Raw genomic sequence first — 21,784 nt, 5'->3', positions numbered from 1 at the left:
ACCGCCCTCTTTTACGCGGTCGTAATGCTATTGCCTGCAAATCTTAGTCACTGATAATAGAGCCGAAATCTTATGCCTTTTACACTTGGTCAACGTTGGATCAGCGATACCGAAAGCGAGCTGGGACTGGGAACCGTGGTCGCCATCGACCCCCGCATGGTTACCCTGCTTTTCCCCGCCACCGGTGAAAATCGTCTGTACGCCAGAAATGACTCGCCTATCACCCGCGTGATGTTTAACCCGGGCGATACCGTCACCAGCCATGAAGGCTGGCAACTCAAAGTTGATGAAGTTAAGGAAGAAAACGGCCTGCTCGCCTATGTTGGCACCCGTCTGGACACCGAAGAAGCCGCTACCCTGCTGCGCGAAGTGTTCCTCGACAGCAAGCTGGTCTTCAGCAAGCCTCAGGACCGCCTGTTCGCCGGTCAGATCGACCGCATGGACCGTTTTGCCCTGCGCTACCGCTCCCGCGTCTATCAGAGCGAGCAGTATCGCCAGCCGTGGAGCGGCCTTCGCGGCATGCGCACCAGCCTGATCCCGCACCAGCTGAATATCGCCCACGATGTTGGCCGCCGCCACGCGCCGCGCGTTCTGCTGGCCGATGAAGTTGGCCTGGGCAAAACTATCGAAGCCGGAATGATCCTGCACCAGCAGCTGCTGGCCGGCAGCGCCGAGCGCGTGCTGATCGTGGTACCGGAAACCCTGCAGCACCAGTGGCTGGTAGAGATGCTGCGCCGCTTTAACCTGCGCTTCGCGCTGTTCGACGATGAGCGCTACGCCGAAGCCCAGCACGACAGCGATAACCCGTTCGAAACCGAACAGCTGGTTATCTGCTCCCTCGATTTTGTCCGCCGCAGCAAACAGCGCCTTGAGCACCTGTGCGACGCCGAGTGGGACCTGATGGTGGTCGATGAAGCCCACCACCTGGTGTGGAGCGAAGACGCCCCGAGCCGTGAATACCAGGCCATCGAACAGCTTGCTGAACGTGTACCTGGCGTACTGCTGCTGACCGCCACCCCGGAACAGCTCGGCATGGAGAGCCACTTCGCGCGTCTGCGCCTGCTGGACCCAAGCCGCTTCCACGATTTCGAGCAGTTTGTCGAAGAGCAGCAGAATTATCGCCCGGTGGCCGATGCCGTCGCGCTTCTGCTGGCGGGGGAACCGCTGACCAACGAACAGCTTAATGCCCTGGGCGAGCTGATTGGCGAACAGGACATCGAACCGCTGCTGCAAACCGCCAACAGCGATCGCGACGGCAGCCAGGCCGCACGCCAGGAGCTGATTTCCATGTTGATGGACCGCCACGGCACCAGCCGCGTGCTGTTCCGCAACACCCGTAACGGCGTGAAAGGCTTCCCGAAACGCGAGCTGCACACTATTCGCCTGCCGCTGCCAACGCAGTATCAGACCGCGATTAAAGTCTCCGGCATTATGGCGGCTCGTAAGTCTGTAGAAGACCGCGCCCGCGATATGCTTTACCCGGAGCAGATTTATCAGGAGTTTGAAGGCGACACCGGCACCTGGTGGAACTTCGACCCGCGCGTGGAGTGGCTGATGGGCTACCTGACCAGCCACCGCTCCAAAAAAGTACTGGTGATTTGCGCTAAAGCGGCCACCGCGCTGCAGCTGGAGCAGGTACTGCGAGAGCGCGAAGGCATTCGTGCCGCCGTATTCCACGAAGGCATGTCGATTATCGAACGCGACCGCGCTGCCGCCTGGTTTGCCGAAGAGGACACCGGCGCGCAGGTCCTGCTGTGCTCTGAAATCGGCTCCGAAGGCCGCAACTTCCAGTTCGCCAGCAACCTGGTTATGTTCGACCTGCCGTTCAACCCAGACCTGCTCGAACAGCGTATCGGCCGCCTGGACCGTATCGGCCAGGCGCACGATATTCAGATCCACGTGCCGTACCTCGAAAAAACGGCTCAGTCCGTGCTGGTGAAGTGGTTCCACGAAGGGCTGGATGCGTTCGAGCACACCTGCCCTACGGGCCGTGCAATCTACGACAACGTTTATACCCAGCTGATTGAGTATCTGGCATCGCCTGAAAATACCGACGGCTTCGACACACTCATCAAACAGTGCCGCGAGCAGCACAATGCGCTGAAGCTGCAGCTGGAACAAGGCCGCGACCGCCTGCTGGAGATCCACTCCAACGGCGGCGAGAAGTCCCAGGCGCTGGCGCAGGCGATTTCCGAGCAGGACAATGACACCAACCTGGTGAGCTTCGCCCTGAACCTGTTCGATATCGTGGGCATTAATCAGGACGATCGTGGCGACAATATGGTCGTGCTGACGCCTGGCGATCACATGCTGGTGCCTGACTTCCCCGGCCTGCCGGAAGATGGCTGCACGATTACCTTCGAGCGTGATGTCGCCCTATCCCGCGAAGACGCGCAGTTTGTTACCTGGGAACACCCAATCATCCGCAACGGTCTGGATTTGATCCTGTCCGGCGACACCGGCAGCTGTGCGCTGTCCCTGCTGAAGAACAAAGCATTGCCGGTCGGCACGCTGCTGGTAGAGCTGGTGTACGTCGTTGAAGCAAAAGCGCCGAAGCAGCTCCAGCTCAACCGCTTCCTGCCGCCAACGCCGGTACGCATGCTGGTGGACAAAAACGGCACCAACCTCGCAGCGCAGGTGGAGTTCGAAAGCTTCAACCGCCAGCTAAGCGCGGTTAACCGTCACACCGGCAGCAAGCTGGTTAACGCCGTGCAGCCTGACGTTCACGCCATTTTGCAGCTTGCCGAAGAGAAAGTGGAAGCGGCAGCACAGGTGCTGATTAAAGCGGCACGTGAAGAGGCCAACGAAAAACTCAGCGCTGAACTGTCCCGCCTGGAAGCGCTGAAGGCCGTCAATCCGAACATTCGTGATGACGAGCTCGAAGCCATCGAAAACAACCGCCTGCAGGTGCTGGAAAGCCTCGCGCAGGCCAACTGGCGGCTGGACGCGCTGCGTCTCATCGTGGTGACGCACCAGTAATGATTATGGAACCCTATAACCCGCCAATGGATCCCTGGCTGGTCATCCTTTATCAGGATGAACACATTATGGTCGTCAACAAGCCTTCTGGCCTGCTGTCGGTCCCGGGGCGCCTTGAAGAGCACAAAGACAGCGTGATGACGCGCATTCAGCGCGACTTCCCGCTGGCAGAATCCGTTCATCGTCTGGATATGGCCACCAGCGGCGTGATTACGGTGGCGCTGACCAAGGCCGCCGAGCGCGAGCTGAAACGCCAGTTCCGCGAGCGTGAACCGAAGAAGCAGTATGTGGCGAGGGTATGGGGTCATCCACAGCCGGAAACGGGCACGGTGGATTTACCGCTGATTTGCGACTGGCCGAACCGGCCAAAGCAGAGGGTGTGTCATGAAACCGGCAAGGCGGCGCAGACGGAATATGAAGTGCTGGAGTACGCGGCGGATAACACCGCTCGCGTACTGCTGAAACCGATAACCGGGCGCTCGCATCAGCTTCGCGTTCACATGCTGGCGCTGGGTCATCCGATTCTGGGCGACCGTTTCTACGCTACGCCCGAGGCGCTGGCAATGGCCCCGCGTTTACAGCTGCATGCTGAAATGCTGACCATTACGCATCCCGCTTACGGCACGCCGATGACGTTTCGCGCTCCGGCTGATTTCTAAGATCCCTTCCCCCTGGATCTCCCGATTCAGGGGGAAGGTTCAGCATTACTTAAACCCTTTAGCCGTCTTGATCAGATCGTAAGCTTTCTGAATTTCCTGAGCTTTCTGCTTCGCCATCTGCATCATTTCCGGCGGCAGGCCTTTAGCGACCAGCTTATCCGGGTGATGTTCGCTCATCAGCTTTCGGTAGGCGCGTTTGATAACCGTTGGCTCATCGGTGCTTTTGACCCCTAATACGTTGCAGGCGTCCTCAAGCGTTGGTCCACGCTGCTGCTGGAACCCACCGCCCTGCTGCTGACCGTAGCCGCCACCAAACTGCTGACCGCCTTCCATCATCCGCAGGAACTGATCGAACTGAACGCGGGAGATACCCAGCTCTTCGGCAATGACGTACAACACTTCGCGCTCGTTAGGATGCAAAGAGCCATCGGCGAACGCCGCCTGAATCTGGATTTCCAGAAACATCCTAATCAGATCGAAACGCCCAAAGCAGACGCTTCGCAGCTGACGCATCTTTTCGCGCAGCGGATAACCATTTTCTTTACCAACGCGAAACGCGTGCTGAGCCGCACTTCTTGCATCGCCATGCAGTTGCATACGATCCATCAGTAACGACGCAATCTGGATATCGGCTTCGGTCACGCGACCTTTCGATTTGGTGAGATGCCCCATGACTTCAAATGTGGTGCTGAAGAACAGCGACTGGCGCTGCTGCTGGTTGGAGAACCATGCGCTACGACGGGTGCGTGCTTTATCAATGGCATGACCGATAAGTAAGCCAAATACCACACCCCAGAAGCCACCGCCCATAATAAGTGCTATTGCGACACCGAGAACTTTACCCCAATACTGCATATACTCCCCAAATCGTCATGCTGTCGGCTAGAATTTGCTTTATCATACCCGTCATTGATAGCGGTGCCTAACAGCAGACTGCACAACGGACAGGATTAACACTAGCGCTGCGATGATGAGTAAGTTAGTCTCTGACCGTTTGCCGCGCTAAGCCATTGATGATGGAACAACGAATAACACGTATGAAAAAACGTATTCCCACCTTGCTGGCCACCCTGATTGGCGCAGCGCTTTATAGCCAACAAGGTATGGCTGCCGATCTCGCCTCGCAGTGTATGCTGGGCGTACCAAGCTATAATCGCCCGTTGATCGAAGGCGACACTAATAACCTTCCGGTTACGATTAATGCTGACCACGCAAAAGGGGATTATCCCGACAACGCGGTGTTCACCGGCAACGTAGATATTCAGCAGGGCAATAGTCGTCTGCAATCAGATGAAGTCCAGCTGCACCAGAAACAAGTTGATGGCCAGCCCGACCCGGTGCGCACTGTTGATGCGCTGGGCAACGTTCATTACGACGATAATCAGGTGATCCTCAAAGGCCCTAAAGCCTGGTCAAACCTGAACACCAAAGATACCAACGTCTGGGACGGCAATTACCAGATGGTTGACCGCCAGGGACGCGGTACTGCAAACCTGATGAAACAGCGCGAAAACAACCGCTACACCATTTTAGAGAACGGGACTTTTACCTCCTGTCTGCCGGGTTCCAATACCTGGAGCGTGGTGGGTAGCACCGTTATTCAGGACAGGGAAGAAGAGGTCGCGGAAATCTGGAATGCGCGCTTCAAACTCGGCCCGGTCCCGGTGTTTTACAGCCCCTATTTACAGCTACCGATCGGCGACAAGCGCCGTTCCGGCTTCCTGATGCCTAACGCCAAATACAGCTCCAATAACGGCCTTGAATTTACGCTGCCGTATTACTGGAACATTGCGCCAAACTTTGATGCCACCATTACGCCAAACTATATGGAAGAGCGTGGCATTCAGTGGCAGAACGAATTCCGCTACCTGACCGTAGCCGGCGCGGGCGTGATGGAGTTTGACTACCTGGGCTCAGACGATGAATACAAGAATGAACCCGGCGTAAAACCTGATGATGATGGCCACCGCTGGCTGTTCTACTGGAACCACGGCGGCGTGCTGGACCAGGTGTGGCGCTTCAATGTCGACTACACCAAAGTCAGCGACGATAAGTATTTCAACGACTTCGACTCTGCGTACGGCTCCAGTACCGACGGTTACGCCACGCAAAAATTCAGCGTCGGCTACGCGATTGAAAACTTTGACGCAACGCTGTCCACCAAACAATTCCAGGTGTTTGAATCTCAGCGAGGCAGAAACTCGTACGCTGCTCAGCCTCAGTTGGACATGAACTTCTATCAGAACGATGTGGGTCCTTTTGATACCCGCATTTATGGCCAGGCCGTAAAGTTCACCAACGTGAACGACAATATGCCGGAAGCCACGCGTCTGCATATCGAGCCAACCATCAGCCTGCCGCTTTCTAACGGCTGGGCAAGCCTGAATACCGAAGCAAAACTGCTGGCAACGCATTATCAACAGGATAACCTCGATAAATATAAAGAAAACGTCGATCCGAACAGTAAATACAAAAGCTCAGTGAACCGCACCATGCCGCAGTTTAAGGTTGACGGTAAGCTTATCTTTGACCGGGATATGGACTCCGCAGCAGGCTGGTCGCAAACCCTGGAACCACGCGTGCAGTACCTGTATGTCCCGTACCGTGACCAGAGCTCCATTAACAACTACGACTCATCTTTACTGCAGTCGGACTACAGCGGCCTGTTCCGCGACAGGACCTATGGTGGTCTTGACCGCATCGCTTCTGCGAACCAGGTTACTACCGGCGTCACGACGCGTATTTATGATGACGCATCCGTTGAACGTTTTAACGTATCCGTAGGTCAAATCTACTACTTTACCCAGTCCCGTACCGGGGATGACAACATCAACTGGGAAAAAGACAAGGACACCGGCTCCGTTATCTGGGCTGGCGATACCTACTGGCGTATGACCGACCGCTGGGGTTTGCGCGGCGGCGTTCAATATGATGCGCGTCTGGCAAACGTGGCAACCGGTAACGGTACCGTCGAATACCGGCGCGATAACGACCGCCTGGTGCAGTTGAACTACCGTTATGCCAGCCCGGAATACATTCAGGCCACGCTGCCAAGCTTCGCGACGACAGAGCAGTATAAAGAAGGTATTTCTCAGGTTGGTATGACAGCAAGCTGGCCGATCGTCGATCGCTGGTCCGTGGTAGGAGCATATTACTACGACACCAACGCGAAGCAGGCGGCCGATTCCATGCTGGCCGTGCAGTATAACTCCTGCTGCTATGCGATTCGTGTTGGCTACGAGCGCAAAATCAACGGCTGGGAAAACGATGAAAGCAAATACGACAACGTGTTTGGCTTTAACATCGAGTTACGTGGCCTGAGCTCTAACTATGGCCTGGGCACACAGCAGATGTTGCGTTCCAACATCCTGCCGTATCAGAGCTCGATGTAATTCACTTTGACTGAAAACGTAATCCGCATTGCGGCTAAGTAAAAATGGAAAAAGTATGAAGAACTGGAGAACGCTGCTTCTCGGTGTCGCCCTGGTGGCGAACACTGCCTTCGCAGCGCCACAAGTGGTCGACAAAGTAGCAGCCGTTGTAAACAACGGTGTAGTTCTGGAAAGCGATGTCGATGGCTTGATGCAATCGGTAAAACTTAACGCTCAGCAGGCCGGTCAGCAGTTACCTGATGACAACGCGCTGCGCCACCAGATTCTGGAACGCCTGATCATGGACCAAATCGTCCTGCAGATGGGCACCAAAATGGGCGTAAAGATTACCGACGAGCAGCTTGATAAAGCGATTGCGGATATTGCCGCGCAGAACAAAATGAGTATGGATCAGATGCGCAGCCGTCTGGCCTATGACGGCATCAACTACAATACTTACCGTAGCCAGATCCGTAAAGAGATGACTATTTCGGAAGTGCGTAACAACGAAGTGCGTCGTCGCGTCACCATCCTGCCTCAGGAAGTGGACTCGCTGGCGCAGCAGGTTGGTAGCCAGAACGACAGCAGCACCGAGCTGAACCTGAGCCACATCCTGATTGCCCTGCCGGAAAACCCAACCTCCGCTCAGGTTGACGATGCGGAAAAACAGGCGCGTGACATTGTTTCCCAGGCACAAAGCGGTGCGGACTTCGGCAAGCTTGCTATCACCTATTCTGCCGATCAGCAGGCGCTGAAGGGCGGCCAGATGGGCTGGGGCCGTCTCCAGGAACTGCCGTCCATCTTCGCTCAGGCGCTGGCTACCGCGAAGAAAGGCGACGTTATTGGTCCCGTTCGTTCCGGCGTCGGTTTCCATATCCTGAAGGTTAACGATCTGCGCGGTCAGACCCAGAGCATCTCTGTGACTGAAGTTCACGCACGTCACATCCTGCTTAAGCCATCACCGATCATGACCGATCAGCAGGCGCGCCAGAAGCTTGAGCAAATCGCAGCCGACATCAAGAGTGGTAAAATCACCTTCGAAAAAGCCGCAAAAGAGTTCTCTGACGATCCTGGTTCAGCCAACCAGGGCGGCGATTTGGGCTGGGCTTCTCCGGACATCTACGATCCGGCCTTCCGCGACGCAATCATGAAGCTGAATAAGGGCCAGACCAGCGAGCCGGTGCACTCCTCCTTCGGCTGGCACTTAATCGAGCTGCTGGATACTCGCAAAGTGGATAAAACCGACGCGGCGCAGAAAGATCGTGCTTATCGCATGCTGTTTAACCGTAAGTTCTCTGAAGAAGCGCAGACCTGGATGCAGGAACAGCGTGCCAGCGCTTACGTGAAGATTATCGGCAGCAATGGCTAATATTGCCCGTGTGACCATCACTCCCGGCGAACCCGCCGGGATTGGTCCCGACCTGGCTATCGCGCTGGCAGGCCGCGACTGGCCCGTTGAACTGGTCGTCTGCGCCTCCCCTGAATTACTGCTCGAACGAGCCGCCACGCTGAACCTCCCGTTGACCCTGATTCCTTACCAGCCCGACCAGGCACCACAGCCACAGGCAGCAGGTACGCTAACGATTCTGCCCGTTGCTTTGCATGCTCCAGTGGTACCAGGCCAGCTTGATGTCCGCAACAGCCTCTATGTTGTCGAAACGCTCGCCCGCGCCTGTGACGGTTGCACAAGCGGCGAATTTGCCGCACTGATTACCGGGCCGGTTCACAAGGGCATCATCAACGATGCGGGTATTCCGTTTATCGGTCATACCGAGTTCTTTGAAGCGCGCTCAGACAGCGAAAAAGTTGTGATGATGCTCGCAACCGAAGAACTTCGCGTAGCGCTTGCAACCACGCATTTGCCGCTGAAAGCCATTTCTGAGGCAATTACGCCAGATTTATTACGCCAGATAATCACCATCCTGTATCATGACCTGCAAACCAGGTTTGGTATTCCGCAGCCTCACGTTCTGGTGTGCGGCCTGAACCCTCATGCAGGGGAAGGCGGACACATGGGCACGGAAGAGATCGATACGATAATCCCGGTACTAAACGAGATGCGCGCGCTGGGTATGAATCTGTCCGGTCCGCTGCCTGCTGATACACTCTTTCAGCCAAAGTATCTCAACCACGCCGATGCAGTACTGGCGATGTATCACGACCAGGGATTACCGGTTCTGAAATATCAGGGCTTTGGTCGCGCGGTGAATATCTCGTTAGGCTTACCTTTTATCCGCACTTCGGTTGACCATGGCACAGCGCTAGAGCTGGCAGGCCAGGGGAAAGCCGATGTCGGCAGTTTTACTACGGCGCTTAATCTCGCCATCAAAATGATTACAAATACTCAATGAATACTCGCGTCCACCAGGGCCACTTAGCCCGTAAACGTTTTGGACAAAACTTCCTTAATGACCAGTTCGTTATCGACAGTATTGTCTCCGCTATAAATCCGCAGAAAGGCCAGGCGATGGTTGAAATTGGCCCCGGCCTCGGTGCATTAACCGAGCCTGTGGGTGAACGCCTGGACGAAATGACCGTTATCGAACTCGACCGCGATCTGGCGGCCCGTCTGCAAACGCATCCGTTTCTCGCACCGAAGCTGACTATTTATCAGCAGGATGCCATGACCATGGACTTCGCGGAGCTGTCGAAGAAAATCGGCCAGCCGCTGCGCGTGTTCGGTAACCTGCCGTACAACATCTCTACGCCGTTGATGTTCCATCTCTTTAGCTATACTGATGCCATTGCGGACATGCACTTCATGCTGCAAAAAGAGGTGGTCAACCGTCTGGTTGCAGGACCAAACAGTAAAGCGTATGGTCGTTTATCAGTGATGGCGCAATATTATTGCAACGTGATCCCGGTGCTGGAAGTGCCGCCAACGGCCTTTACGCCTGCGCCGAAAGTGGATTCCGCCGTGGTGCGCCTGGTGCCTCATGCCACCATCCCGCATCCGGTCAAAGAGCTGCGCGTGTTAAGCCGCATCACGACTGAGGCCTTTAACAAGCGCCGCAAAACGATTCGCAACAGCCTTGGCCATCTGTTTAGCGCTGAGGTAATGGCAGAGCTGGGCGTCGACGCGACCCTCCGCGCTGAGAACATCTCAGTCGCCCAGTATTGCCAGCTGGCAAACTATCTGGCTGAACATCCTCAGCCGCAGGAGAGTTAACGATGTTGAATTCGCCCCGCGTATGCGTTCAGGTACAAAGCGTCTATATCGAATCCCAGTCCTCCCCGGAGAACGAACGTTTCGTCTTTGCTTATACCGTAACCATCCGAAACCTGGGGCGAACACCGGTGCAGCTTCTGGGTCGTTACTGGCTAATCACTAACGGCAACGGTCACGAAACCGAAGTGCAGGGCGAAGGCGTGATTGGCGTTCAGCCGCACATCGAGCCGGGCAACGAATATAGCTATACCAGCGGTGCTGTGCTTGAAACGCCGCTGGGCACCATGCAAGGCCATTATGAAATGGTCGATTCTCAGGGCGAGGCATTCCGCGTCGCTATTCCCGTCTTCCGTCTGGCCATTCCAGCCTTCATTCACTGATACGATGTCAACATACCTGATTGGCGATGTTCACGGCTGTTACGATGAACTTATCGCCCTGCTGCAACAGGTTGAATTTACGCCTGGCAAAGATACTTTATGGCTGACGGGCGATTTAGTCGCGCGCGGCCCCGGTTCGCTTGAAGTCCTGCGCTACGTGCGCGGCTTGGGCGACAGCGTGCGCCTGGTGCTCGGCAATCATGACCTGCACCTGCTGGCGGTGTATGCAGGCATTAGCCGGAACAAGCCGAAAGACCGCGTTTCGCAACTGCTTGAAGCTCCGGACGTTGACGAGCTGCTGAACTGGCTGCGCCGCCAGCCGCTAGTCCAGGTGGATAACGAAAAAATGCTGGTGATGGCCCACGCGGGTATTACTCCGCAGTGGGATATCGACACCGCAATAGCCTGCGCCCGCGATGTCGAAGCCGTACTGTCGAGCGACAGCTATCCGCTGTTCCTGGACGCCATGTACGGTGATATGCCGAACAACTGGTCTCCGGAGCTGTCGGGGCTTGCGCGTTTGCGGTTCATCACCAACTCCCTGACCCGTATGCGTTACTGCTTCCCGAACGGCCAACTGGACATGTACTGCAAAGATACGCCGGAAAGCGCGCCTGCGCCGCTCAAGCCGTGGTTTGCGATTCCCGGTCCGGTTACCGCCGCCTATTCTGTAGTCTTCGGCCATTGGGCTTCGCTTGAAGGAAAAGGGACGCCGGAGGGGATCTTCGGGCTGGATACCGGCTGCTGCTGGGGCGGGGATTTAACCTGTCTGCGCTGGGAAGATAAAGCGTATTTTGTGCAGCCCTCAAACCGTAAAGCCGACGTTGGCGGCGGTGATACCGCAATAGCCTCATAAAAAAACCCGGTGAAAACCGGGTTTTTTTACGTTGGTCGGATAAGCAGTCGTAGGTCGGATAAGCGTAGCGTCATCCGACACAACAACCGCTCCAGATTTCCGTTTTAGCGACGTTCCAGAATTTCAAAACAGTAGCCGTGCGAGTTTTGCTCGTCGGCATCGTGGAATTCGCTGAACGTTGACTGCCACTCGTCCGGATCGTAATCCGGGAAGTGCGTATCCCCTTCGACTTCCGCATCAATGTGCGTCAGATACAGGCGCTGCGCTTTCGGCAGGAACTGTTCGTAAACGCGGCCACCGCCGATCACCATCACCTCTTCGGCGTCGCCGCAGGCGCTGATAGCGTCCTCAACCGAGCTGACCCACACAACCCGGTCGTCGGTGCCCGGCTTACTGCTGATGACAATATTTTTACGGCCAGGCAGCGGACGGCCGATAGATTCCCAGGTCAGACGTCCCATCACGACCGGTTTATTTAACGTGTTACGTTTAAACCAGGCCAGATCGGCAGGTATGTCCCAGGGCATGGCGTTTTCCATGCCTATAACGCGATCTACCGCTAATGCAGCAATCAGACTGATCATTCTATTAACCCAAGGGTGGTGAAAAAATTGCCGCCACTATACGGAAAGCGCAATCTTTCGTCGACTGCCCGATCCCCCTGCCGGAAGAAATTTTTTTGTTCTGCAAAGCAGTAACCTCTTCCGTTAGCAGAGGGGGCCAGCGCGAACAATGAGTTAGCGCTATTTGGGCGCAATATCACTCTTCCGGTTTCGCCGGTGGTTCGTCCGCAAGCCTGCCGCTGTGAACGCCCTCTTCCGTGCCCTGCCAGCCGTGTCGCTGAATCACGTTGAGATGGGCGCGGTCTTCGTTAATGACCTCCGTCAGCATCGCGCTGGTACGTTTAAGCACGTCCGCCCGTGCGGGCATATCTGCGGCAATCACCATCTCTTCCACCATCTGGGTATTGAAGCGACGGAAGTGATCGGCACGTTCACGGGCCTCATAGCTGCCAACGCCCAGCGCCTCAAGCGCGCGCCGCCCAACTTTCAGCGAGCTTTCGAAGGTTTCACGCTCCGGCTGTTCAACACCCGCCTGGCGCAGACGAATAAAGTGATCGAGGTCGCGCGCCCTGGCGATAACCCGCAGATTCGGGAAGTGTTCCTGCACCATTTCAGAGAGCTGAAGGTTGGCCTCGGGATCGTCAATGGCGTTGATCAGCACCTCGGCTTTTGCCGCACCCGCTGATTCCAGCAGATCGACCCGCGTCGCATCGCCATAAAACACCTTGGTGCCAAATTTGCGCAGCGTTTCGATATGGTCCGGGTCGTGATCGAGCACCACCATTTTCACTCCGCTGGTCAGCAGCAGGCGCCCGGCGATTTGCCCGAAGCGGCCGAAGCCCGCAATAATCACCCGCGGCTGCTCTTCATCAATTTCATCCGCTTCGCGGGCCTGCTCTTTGCCCGATTTTTCCATGCGGCTGAGCAGCACCAACAGCAGCGGCGTAGCCGCCATTGACAGCGCAACCGCCAGCGTCAGGGATTTTGACCAGCCGTCGTCAAGCACCTCCGCCATTCTGGCGGTGCCGAAAATCACAAAGGCAAATTCGCTGCCCTGCCCCAGCAGCACGGCAAACCAGCGTCGCTGCCTGCGCGGCACCCTCAGGGTTTTCGCGACGAGCCACAGCATCAGACATTTAATCACCAGGAAGCCCATCAGCAGCGTAATGATGCGCAACGGATTATCCATCAACGTACCGAAATCTATCGACATGCCGACGCCGATAAAGAACAGGCCGAGCAGCAGGCCCTTAAACGGTTCGATATCGCTTTCCAGCGCGTGGCGATATTCGGAGCTTGCCAGCAGCACGCCCGCCAGAAATGCTCCCATCGCCATGGATAGCCCCGCCTCTTCAAGCAATAACCCGAAGCCAAATACGAGAAAGAGTGCCACTGCGCTGAAAACTTCGCGCAGGCCGGAGCGGGCCACAAAGCGCAGAACCGGGCGAGTCACGTAGCGCCCCAGAACCACCACCAACGCCAGCGCGCCGACCACCTTTAAGGCTGATATAGAAAAAGCGGCAAGCGTGGTGGTCGCCCCGCTGGTTGCCAGCAGGGGGATCATCGCCACCAGCGGAATGGCGGCGATATCCTGAAACAACAATACGGCGAAGGCGCCGCGCCCCATGACGGAAAGCGTCAGATTACGTTCGTTCATCGCCTGCATGGCGATCGCTGTGGACGATAGCGCAAGGGTCAGGCCTATCAGCATCGCAACCTGCAAGCCGAGCCCCATCAGCATGCAGAACAGCCCGAGGAAAACTCCGCAGGCGATCATTTGTAACGCGCCGCCGCCAAACACCGAGGCGCGCAGCGTCCAGAGTCTACGCGGATCAAGCTCAAGACCGATAACAAACAGCATCAGCACCACGCCGATTTCCGCAAAGTGCATAATTGTCCCGGCGTCCGTGACCAGCCGCAGCCCCCACGGCCCAATAATGCAGCCCGCAATCAGGTAGCCAAGCACCGAACCTAACCCCAGCCGCACGGCGACAGGGACGATTAGCGCGGCGGCACCGAGGTAAATAAGTACCTGAATCATGCTGTGGCTATCCATGGTTCGCCTCCCGCCATTCCGTCAGCCGCTGCTTATACTGTTCGGCCTGCACCTCAAGGGTGTTCTCATCGCAAACAAAAGTGAAATGAATGGCAAAGCCCGGCTGCCAGTTCATGCCGCAATAGAGTGCGGTCGCCTGCAGCGGCTGGCCCAGCACCTGAAAGCCGGGATGGTCCCCTAAATCAAAATGGCCGTCCCCTCCGCCGGTGGTCACCGCCCACATCACATGTTTGCCATGCAGCGCATTGCCACCGTGGCCATAGGCCCAGCCGTGGGCAAGCACTTTATCGATCCACAATTTCATCAGCGGCGGCATGCTGTACCACTGCATCGGATGCTGCCAGATGACCAGATCGGCACGGCTTAGCGCCTCCTGTTCAGCGGCGATATCAATATTGAAGTCAGGATAGAGTTCGTACAGAGAGCGGATTTCGACATCGGGCAGCAGCGATGCCTGTTCAATCATTTTTCGGTTGGCGTGAGAGTGCCGGGGATAGGGGTGCGCATAGATAATTAAAATCATGAATTAGCCTGTTGTTTTACTGCCTTCTTTTCTCAAAGAGTGTAGACAGTAAATCAACGGGCTAATAGTCAATAATGTTGACGGGGTAAGCGATAAAATCTGAATTAGTTATCCAGTTCGCCCATCGACTTCACCTGGTCGCGGTTGATCTGCTCGGTCTTGCCGGTTTCAGCATTTTTATAGGAAACCAGACCCGTGTCGTCATCTACCTGCGGTTTGCCGTCGGTGACGATAGTTTTGCCGTCGCTCGTTTTCACCGCCTGATTAGACGAACAGCCGGCCACGGTAAACAGCGTTGCGGCAGCGAAGATGGAAGCCATCAGAATTTTGTTTTGCATGTTGCTCTCCCTGTTTGTCGTCGTTTCTCACTATGTACCTGAAAACTTTAGCAGGAATTTCCGCCTCCAGCGGAAAATACAGAACACTCTGAAGAAGTGGGGACAATAAAAAAACCCGCCGAAGCTCATTGCCGATCGGTAAGTGTCAATGAAGTCGCAGACCCTGCAGGTGAAGCTGGCAGAACTGAATATCTCGTCTTCACACAGCCGACCGCGTGTGAGCAATGATAATGCGTATGTGGAGTCGTTGTTCCGCACGTTGAAATATGTTCCTCAGTGGCCCTCTTCAGGCGTTCAAAACGCAGGAAGAAGCGCGGATCTGGGTAGATAAGTTTACCCATTGGTATAACGAAGAGCACCGGCACAGTGGCATAGGTTATGTGACGCCGCTACAGCGGCATACAGGTGAGGACAGGGTGCTGTTGTCACAACGAGATAAGGTCTATCAAGCGGCGAGAGCAGCGAACCCCAAAAGTTGGTCACGACAGACGCGAAACTGATCCTACCCACGTAATGTAGACACGGTCCTAAGCGAGATTCAGATTTTCAAATTGTTCCGGGCTGAGTCCGCCACAGGCACTGTGGCGACGCCACCGATTGTAATCACACCCGATATAATTAAACACCGTCGTCCGCATCATTTCCCGGCTGATAAAGCGTTCACCGTGGATACATTCGACTTTCAGTGAGCGGAAGAAGCTTTCTGCACAGGCATTATCGTAACAACAACACTTTGCACTCATGCTACCGCGCAGGTTATGCCGCTTCAGTAGCGCCTGATAATCCGCTGAGCAGTACTGCCCACCACGGTCGGTGTGAACGATGACATTTTCCGGGCGCTTACGTCGCCACAACGCCATCTGTAGCGCATCGCAGGCCAGCTGTGCCGTCATCCGTGATGACATTGACCAGCCGATAACAGCACGTGACCACAGATCGATGACGACAGCCAGATATAGCCAGCCTTCATCAGTACGTAAGTAGGTGATGTCACCCGACCATTTCTGGTTTGGACCGCTGGCGTAAAAATCCTGCTTCAGCAGGTTCTCCGACACCGGCAGGTCATGCTCGCGGTAACTGACCGGACTGAACTTCCGTGAAGCTTTCGCCCGAAGCCCCTGACGACGCAGGCTGGCTGCCACGGTTTTCACGCTGAAGCGGTAACCCTGAGCATGCAGTTCATCGGTCAGGCGCGGTGCGCCGTAGCGCTGTTTTGCCCGGTGAAAAGCCTCGTGCACGGCGCTGTCACTACTCAGACGGAACTGCTGGCGTGAGTTTAGCCTCGCACGCCGCTGAGCCCACGCATACCAGCCGCTGCGGGCCACCCGGAGGACGCGACACATGGCTTTGATGCTGAACTCAGCCTGATGTTTTTCAATAAAGACATACTTCATTTCAGGCGCTTCGCGAAGTATGTCGCGGCCTTTTGGAGAATGGCCAGCTCCTCGTCCCGTTCCGCCAACTGGCGTTTGAGACGAGCATTTTCAGCAGCGAGTTCATTTTCACGCTCAGAGGATGAGAGCTGTTGCTGCTGTTTACTGCGCCAGTTATAAAGTTGTGATTCGTACACGTTGAGTTCACGGGCTGCGGCAGCAACACCGATGCATTCAGCGAGTTTCAGGGCTTCACTGCGAAATTCAGGGGAATGCTGTTTACGGGGCTTTTTGCTGGTTGATACTGTTTTTGTCATGTGAGTCACCTCTGGTTGAGAGTTTACTCACTTAGTCTCGTGTCCACTATTCGCGGGTAGGATCAGTGACCCTATTCCCAACCGGATCGCACCTAAACCACAAACCGACTGTTTAACCAATTGATAGAATTGAATTATTTTTGATGTTCGTCATATCGTTTAAATCGATCTATAAAAAACAAACGATAGCTAAAACCCATCAAACATATGAAATCGATCGATTAAAGCAATTAAATGATCGATCGATAAGCCGTTTCCAATCGACAAAAAACTATCAATAATAAATTATCGATCTTTTATATCAATTGATTGGTGGTGGCGGTGAGCGATGGAAAACCACAGTTGGGGTGCTTTGGCTGGATGTTCTAAGGGATAAGGGACGAAGCAGCACACAAGGTGTGTTGTGCTGCTTATGTTGGATAGATAATTGAAAACGCGCTTTAAAGCGAGGATAACTCTATTTCAGATTTCCCCACCTGATATTTGAAAATCCAAATCTTCTTGGAAAAAGTTTTTATCCAAGATTTTCTCAATTGCCTTGACCTGTTGGCTGGTAAGATCCCATCCACCGATCCCTGCATTAAAGTCACTATAGTCTTCATCCGTCCAAACCATGACTTTAGCTATTTCCGGGAGTTTTTCTTTTGGTATATCGATTTCGAAGACGAGTAGTTCATCTACACGTTCGAAAGCATCAATAGTATAAACAATTGTCATTTTTCAACCTTTCTTGTCGGATCTGCTGGTTTAGTTTGCTCACCTGTTATTGGGTCAAACTCGCCTAAATGATTACGCCCTGAACGATCATAAATTTCGACCGTACCGTGTTGTGAATCCCATTCATAGATACGCCCTTTAGGATCTTTCCATCTTGAACGTAATGATCCCCCGCCCTTAACTGGGGTCCTTTTTTTAGCTGTTTTAGCATCAGGGAAGGCAGGTAATGGAGGATTTCCCTTTGGAGCCACATGATATTTATGATCATCATTCAGATAAATATATATCGGTGGAATATTAGGTAGTGGCAGAACAAGAATGTAATCCGCAAAATTCATTTCCTCCGGCGCAGGGCTGGTTGTTGCCTCAATGCTGGCGTTTTCCGGCAAGGGATCAACAACTACCGGATTTGGTATCCTTACCGGGTTCTGGTTGCCTGTATTTGAAGGAACATTGACACCTGAACCTTCTGGCGTCCAGATGATTGTTATACGCGGATCTTCTTCTGTGGTGAACGTATACGCTTTTCGGCTGCTGTCCCACTCCATTTTGCGCACACGCACCATATCCTTTCCCGGTGGTGTATGCCAGCCATGAGGAGCAGGATGACCTTTATCATCCTGCTCCCATGTATACCGCACGCGGCTTGGAGCTTCACGCATCTGTTCCAGACGCATCCGGTCAATAAAGTCCTGTTCACCGTCATTGAGCTTTCCGGGCATCATTCCCATCACGACTGCTGCGATGGGGGCACCGGGACCGCTGGCGGCTATTTTTCCGAGTCCGGTTGCCATTTCCCCAAACTTTATCGCCCATGTTCCTGACGTAATGGCACTTCCACCTACCAACCCAAGAACGCTGGCACCTTCAACAGCCATCTGGGCGTTAGCAGCACTTGTAGCGGCGGCGGTTGCCCGCTGGTATTTGATTTCTTCATGATCACCATTCAGCCATTTATACAGGGCGCTTCGCTTTTTCGGCTTTGGAATATCTTCAGCAGGTTTCTTTTTCCTGGCGGTCTGAGCATGTTGGGGAACATCAGTATCTGATGCAGGATCGGCAGGAGGAACAGCCTGATAAAATGCCATTGAAGCAAAATTGGTATGCGGCTCCTGCTCTTCCCCGGCATCATTACAGCCCTCACCGCGAAGGCAGGATTTGGCGAACACGCGATTGCGGTCACGTTCTTCCGCCAGTCGTTTTTCCAATGCTTTCTGCTGCTCCTGCTCTTCCCGCAGAGTGACAAGAGCAAGCAATCGCGCCTTTTCTGCCGGCTCTTCGGGCGTATCATCCTTGATATAGCAATCCGGGATTGACTGGATGAACCTTGCCCTGCACGGACAGGAACTTACGCTGTCCAGCGTTCCTGCCAGCCTTCTGCCTTCGTCCCATGTATCAGATGTGCCACCCAGAATATTGTATGTTCCCGGATGTTTGCCGCAAGACACGGCGTCACCCTCCCGTGCTCCCGCCACACCATACCAGCTGAGCGTTTCGTCCCCGGTCAGTATCTTTCCCCCGCAGGTAGTCGAATCACCGACCCGCAGGTAAAAACCCATCGCTCCCATTCGCCCTTTCTCCTGTCCCTTAAGACTTAACTTGCCGAAATCTCCGCAGTAAGCCCAACGGGATATTGACATTTCATATCCCATTTCCTTGTCATATTTATGGTTACGCTGATGCAATATTAAACGATTTCTGATTTAGCTTAAAAGTGATGAATGTCGTAAAATCATGAAAATCAGAATAAGAGCATAATTTGATGGTTTCATTTTCTTTTAATTGTCTTATTTATTATTAATATCACAAGTGAATAGGTTAGAGACAGGAATAAACTGCATTATAATTTTATTAACAAAAATTTACTACAGATATCGATGGAACTCGAGTTCAGTAACAGAAGTCATATTTAGCACAGCCCGTTTAAGGAAAATTAGGCGAGCTTTATGCTTTCAGTCAATTGATATCACTTTCCGGTTCACTATTCGCGGTTAGGGTCAGGGGTGCTTTGACTATATGTTCGAAGGAATAAGGAATGAAGCAGCACACAGAGTATGTTGTGCTGCCTAATTAAATCAGTGTTAATTATTTGACTTTACGTCCTTCAGTATAGGCTTTATGGGCCTCGTTTAAACTCATGACATTAGCTCCACCGCCATAACTTGGATCTTCTTCTTGAACAGGATCATCTTCCCAGTTGCAAACTGGACAAATTTCATAGCTCCCAACTTCCGAAAACTCATATTTATGGCAACAAGGGCATAAATGTATCGAACGATTCATTATTTCATCCAAATGCCCTTTACCTCACTGCTTTACCTTGTTGATAGGTCTCTTTAGCTTCATTGAGGCTCATTTTATTTGCCCCGCCCTTTCTGTCAGGGTTTCTAGATTGAAAAGGATCATCTTCCCAATTACAGTTGGGGCAAATATCGTGTTCACCTAAAGCCTCAAACACCAGTTTCCCGCAGCACGGGCATGGGTAAAATTTATTGATCATTCCAGTAATCCATTTTGTCAGCTGGTTTAAACATCGTTCTTGGAGCACCATCTTGAGATTTGATACCCAACGTATTACTTTCAGGATGATATAAAAGGATATCACCATTACTTCTTGTTTTTTCCAGCGTTCCTTCTGGAGGGTTATTAACAAAATCATGAGTAGCATCAACATACTCTTTAGAGTTGGTTAACTCCGGAAACTCCGAACCATGTTTTTTCCAGTGGTAGTATGCGTTTTCAACTTGTGTAACCTTCTTTCTTTGAGTCCAAATAGGATCTTCGGGCCTTTTATTTAAATAAATATATATTGGTGGAATATCTGATATTGGCAGAACAAGAATATAATCTGCAAATGTCTTCTCTTCCGGTGCAGGGCTGGTTGTAGCCTCAATGCTGGCGTTTTCCGGCAATGGATCAACAACTACCGGATTTGGTATCCTTACCGGGTTCTGGTTGCCTGTATTTGAAAGAACATTGACACCTGAACTTTCTGGCGTCCAGATGATCATTATACGCGGATCTTCCTCTGTAGTGAACGTATACGCCTTCCGGCTGCTGTCCCACTCCATTTTGCGCACACGCACCATATCCTTTCTCGGTGGTGTATGCCAGCCATGAGGAACCGGATGACCTTTATCATCCTGTTTCCACGTATACCGCACGCGGCTTGGGGCTTCACGCATCTGTTCCAGATGCATCCGGTCAATAAAGTCCTGTTCTCCGTCATTGAGCTTTCCGGGCATCATTCCCATCACGACTGCTGCGATGGGGGCTCCGGGGCCACTGGCTGCGACCCTTCCGAGCCCTGCCGCCATTTCCCCAAACTTTACCGCCCATGTTCCTGACGTAATGGCACTTCCACCTACCAACCCAAGAACGCTGGCACCTTCAACAGCCGTCTGAATATTAGCAGCACTCGTCGCTGCAGCCGTTGCCCGCTGGTATTCAGTTTCTTCATGATGACCGAACCGCCATTTATACAGGGCGCTTCGCTTCTTCGGTTTCGGTATATCTTCAACAGGATTCTTTTTCTTCGCTGTCTGGGCGTGCTGGACCACATCTTTCTCTGATGCAGGTTCGGCAGGTGGAACTGCCTGATAAAATGCCATCGCAGCGAAATTAGTATGGGGTTCCTGTTGCTCTCCGGCATCAGTATTCCCGCTTCCACGCATGCTGGACTTGGCAAACACAGGGACGACTGTAGCTGTTAAAGCTGATGCCGCAATGCTACTGGCGGCAGCAACGGCTGCTGCTTTTTGTGTACCAGAAGCTCCCATATTTGAAACCGCGCCACGACGCTCATTTTCATACTTTATTGCCGGATATTTCGTGACAATAAATCTTGAGCGGCAGGGACAGCTACTTACGCTATCCAGCGTTCCGGCTATAGCCCTTCGGGAAGCCCCTTCCACATCAGTCATAAAACTGATGCCACCTATAATTTTGTATTGCCCATCATGTTTACCACAGGTGACAGCATCACCATGACGGGCTATTGGTCTTGAATGCGCTCTCCTGTCCGGATTGCCGCTAATTATCTGACCGCCGCAGGTTGTTTTGTCTCCCAGACATAAAACGTATCCAGTTGCCATAGTCATTCATCCTTGATTGAAGACAGACGTTATCCGAACGATATGAGCCCCTATCACTTTACTAATCATAATCCCTTATTTAGAGTATTGATATTGTTAGCATCATAACCATAGTATGGTTAAAAATAAATCAGCTTACCGTCCAGTGGTCCAGGTAAAAGCCCCCCTTCAGCTTCCTCTTCCGATGCATAAAGCCGCTCTAAGGATCGAAGTCCTCGCTTTAGATCAAAGCCCTGACTTTTCTGGAGTGACCCCATAAAAAAATGCACCTTACTCAGTTGGGTGTCCAACTTTTGGGGTGCAGTCCATTTAAGGCAGGCCTTTGTTATCGGTCAGAACCGCACTGAGCACAGTTCGTAGCCATCTCGCCAAAACCTGGCGAATTATAG

General features: G+C 53.4%; 19 protein-coding genes and 1 pseudogene. 9 read left to right on the top strand and 11 right to left on the bottom strand.

Going from position 1 to position 21,784, the window contains the following annotated elements; all coding sequences use genetic code 11:
* Positions 1-72: 72 nt before the first annotated feature.
* Together rapA and rluA are read left to right on the top strand one after the other, a co-directional pair.
* A complete protein-coding gene (gene rapA, locus ACA108_03420) occupies positions 73-2,979 on the top strand; it encodes an RNA polymerase-associated protein RapA (protein ID XEX96607.1) in 2,907 nt (968 codons plus the stop codon).
* The gene (rluA, locus tag ACA108_03415; protein XEX96606.1) at positions 2,979-3,638 is read left to right on the top strand and encodes a bifunctional tRNA pseudouridine(32) synthase/23S rRNA pseudouridine(746) synthase RluA; all 660 of its coding nucleotides are present in this window, start codon (positions 2,979-2,981) and stop codon (positions 3,636-3,638) included. Before rapA ends, rluA begins: the two co-directional genes overlap by 1 nt.
* A gap of 45 nt (positions 3,639-3,683) precedes the next feature.
* On the opposite strand, the gene djlA is transcribed toward rluA, so the two are convergent.
* Positions 3,684-4,493 (bottom strand): co-chaperone DjlA, encoded by an 810-nt coding sequence (djlA, locus tag ACA108_03410; GenBank protein XEX96605.1) that lies wholly within the window; start codon positions 4,491-4,493, stop codon positions 3,684-3,686.
* A 182-nt stretch (positions 4,494-4,675) separates the two neighbouring features.
* Here djlA and lptD point away from each other — a divergent pair, with 182 nt between their 5' ends.
* From lptD to apaH, 6 genes are read left to right on the top strand one after another with little or no spacing between them, the layout of a single operon-like run.
* Positions 4,676-7,030: an LPS assembly protein LptD gene (gene lptD, locus ACA108_03405; GenBank protein ID XEX96604.1), complete on the top strand. Its 2,355-nt coding sequence runs from the start codon at positions 4,676-4,678 to the stop codon at positions 7,028-7,030.
* 55 nt (positions 7,031-7,085) lie between these two features.
* Positions 7,086-8,378 (top strand): peptidylprolyl isomerase SurA, encoded by a 1,293-nt coding sequence (gene surA / locus ACA108_03400; protein XEX96603.1) that lies wholly within the window; start codon positions 7,086-7,088, stop codon positions 8,376-8,378.
* The gene (gene pdxA / locus ACA108_03395; GenBank protein XEX96602.1) at positions 8,371-9,360 is read left to right on the top strand and encodes a 4-hydroxythreonine-4-phosphate dehydrogenase PdxA; all 990 of its coding nucleotides are present in this window, start codon (positions 8,371-8,373) and stop codon (positions 9,358-9,360) included. Before surA ends, pdxA begins: the two co-directional genes overlap by 8 nt.
* Positions 9,357-10,178 carry a 16S rRNA (adenine(1518)-N(6)/adenine(1519)-N(6))-dimethyltransferase RsmA gene (rsmA, locus tag ACA108_03390; protein ID XEX96601.1) on the top strand — a complete coding sequence of 274 codons (822 nt, stop codon included), beginning with the start codon at positions 9,357-9,359 and terminating at the stop codon, positions 10,176-10,178. The genes pdxA and rsmA overlap by 4 nt, the downstream gene beginning before the upstream one ends.
* Positions 10,179-10,180: 2 nt before the next feature.
* The gene (gene apaG / locus ACA108_03385) at positions 10,181-10,558 is read left to right on the top strand and encodes a Co2+/Mg2+ efflux protein ApaG (protein XEX96600.1); all 378 of its coding nucleotides are present in this window, start codon (positions 10,181-10,183) and stop codon (positions 10,556-10,558) included.
* Between the two features lie 4 nt (positions 10,559-10,562).
* Positions 10,563-11,414, top strand: coding sequence for a bis(5'-nucleosyl)-tetraphosphatase (symmetrical) ApaH (apaH, locus tag ACA108_03380; protein ID XEX96599.1), 852 nt, complete (start codon positions 10,563-10,565; stop codon positions 11,412-11,414).
* A 104-nt stretch (positions 11,415-11,518) separates the two neighbouring features.
* Here the strand turns inward: apaH and folA are convergent, their stop codons facing one another.
* The 4 genes from folA to ACA108_03360 form a co-directional block, all read right to left on the bottom strand.
* Positions 11,519-11,998, bottom strand: a complete 480-nt coding sequence (folA, locus tag ACA108_03375) for a type 3 dihydrofolate reductase (protein ID XEX96598.1) — start codon at positions 11,996-11,998, stop codon at positions 11,519-11,521.
* Positions 11,999-12,173: 175 nt separating this feature from the next.
* Positions 12,174-14,033 carry a glutathione-regulated potassium-efflux system protein KefC gene (gene kefC, locus ACA108_03370; GenBank protein ID XEX96597.1) on the bottom strand — a complete coding sequence of 620 codons (1,860 nt, stop codon included), beginning with the start codon at positions 14,031-14,033 and terminating at the stop codon, positions 12,174-12,176.
* Positions 14,026-14,556: a glutathione-regulated potassium-efflux system oxidoreductase KefF gene (kefF, locus tag ACA108_03365; protein XEX96596.1), complete on the bottom strand. Its 531-nt coding sequence runs from the start codon at positions 14,554-14,556 to the stop codon at positions 14,026-14,028. The genes kefC and kefF overlap by 8 nt, the downstream gene beginning before the upstream one ends.
* A gap of 104 nt (positions 14,557-14,660) precedes the next feature.
* Positions 14,661-14,894 carry a YgdI/YgdR family lipoprotein gene (locus tag ACA108_03360; protein XEX96595.1) on the bottom strand — a complete coding sequence of 78 codons (234 nt, stop codon included), beginning with the start codon at positions 14,892-14,894 and terminating at the stop codon, positions 14,661-14,663.
* A 148-nt stretch (positions 14,895-15,042) separates the two neighbouring features.
* On the opposite strand from ACA108_03360, the pseudogene ACA108_03355 reads away from it, so the two are divergent.
* Positions 15,043-15,394 (top strand): annotated as a pseudogene (locus ACA108_03355) (integrase core domain-containing protein).
* Positions 15,395-15,421: 27 nt separating this feature from the next.
* Here the strand turns inward: ACA108_03355 and ACA108_03350 are convergent.
* From ACA108_03350 to ACA108_03325, 6 genes are all read right to left on the bottom strand, one after another.
* Positions 15,422-16,584, bottom strand: a protein-coding gene (locus ACA108_03350) for an IS3 family transposase (protein ID XEX96594.1) whose coding sequence is annotated in 2 segments (ribosomal slippage) — positions 15,422-16,323 and positions 16,323-16,584 — 1,164 coding nt in all. Because the reading frame shifts where the segments join, the coding sequence is not laid out codon by codon here.
* 462 nt (positions 16,585-17,046) lie between these two features.
* Entirely contained in the window at positions 17,047-17,301 is a 255-nt protein-coding gene (locus ACA108_03345) for a pyocin S6 family toxin immunity protein (GenBank protein XEX96593.1), read from the bottom strand.
* The gene (locus ACA108_03340; GenBank protein XEX96592.1) at positions 17,298-18,986 is read right to left on the bottom strand and encodes a colicin E3/pyocin S6 family cytotoxin; all 1,689 of its coding nucleotides are present in this window, start codon (positions 18,984-18,986) and stop codon (positions 17,298-17,300) included. Before ACA108_03340 ends, ACA108_03345 begins: the two co-directional genes overlap by 4 nt.
* 400 nt (positions 18,987-19,386) lie before the next feature.
* Positions 19,387-19,584 (bottom strand): CPCC family cysteine-rich protein, encoded by a 198-nt coding sequence (locus ACA108_03335; protein ID XEX96591.1) that lies wholly within the window; start codon positions 19,582-19,584, stop codon positions 19,387-19,389.
* A gap of 19 nt (positions 19,585-19,603) precedes the next feature.
* Positions 19,604-19,801, bottom strand: coding sequence for a CPCC family cysteine-rich protein (locus ACA108_03330; GenBank protein XEX96590.1), 198 nt, complete (start codon positions 19,799-19,801; stop codon positions 19,604-19,606).
* The gene (locus tag ACA108_03325; GenBank protein XEX96589.1) at positions 19,791-21,395 is read right to left on the bottom strand and encodes an S-type pyocin domain-containing protein; all 1,605 of its coding nucleotides are present in this window, start codon (positions 21,393-21,395) and stop codon (positions 19,791-19,793) included. Before ACA108_03325 ends, ACA108_03330 begins: the two co-directional genes overlap by 11 nt.
* Positions 21,396-21,784 lie beyond the last annotated feature (389 nt).

Origin of the sequence: Dryocola sp. LX212, assembly GCA_041504365.1 — a bacterium.
In the GTDB taxonomy this organism is placed as follows: domain Bacteria; phylum Pseudomonadota; class Gammaproteobacteria; order Enterobacterales; family Enterobacteriaceae; genus Dryocola.
Note: the sequence above shows the minus strand (reverse complement) of the source record. Positions and strands in the feature narration are given on the sequence as shown.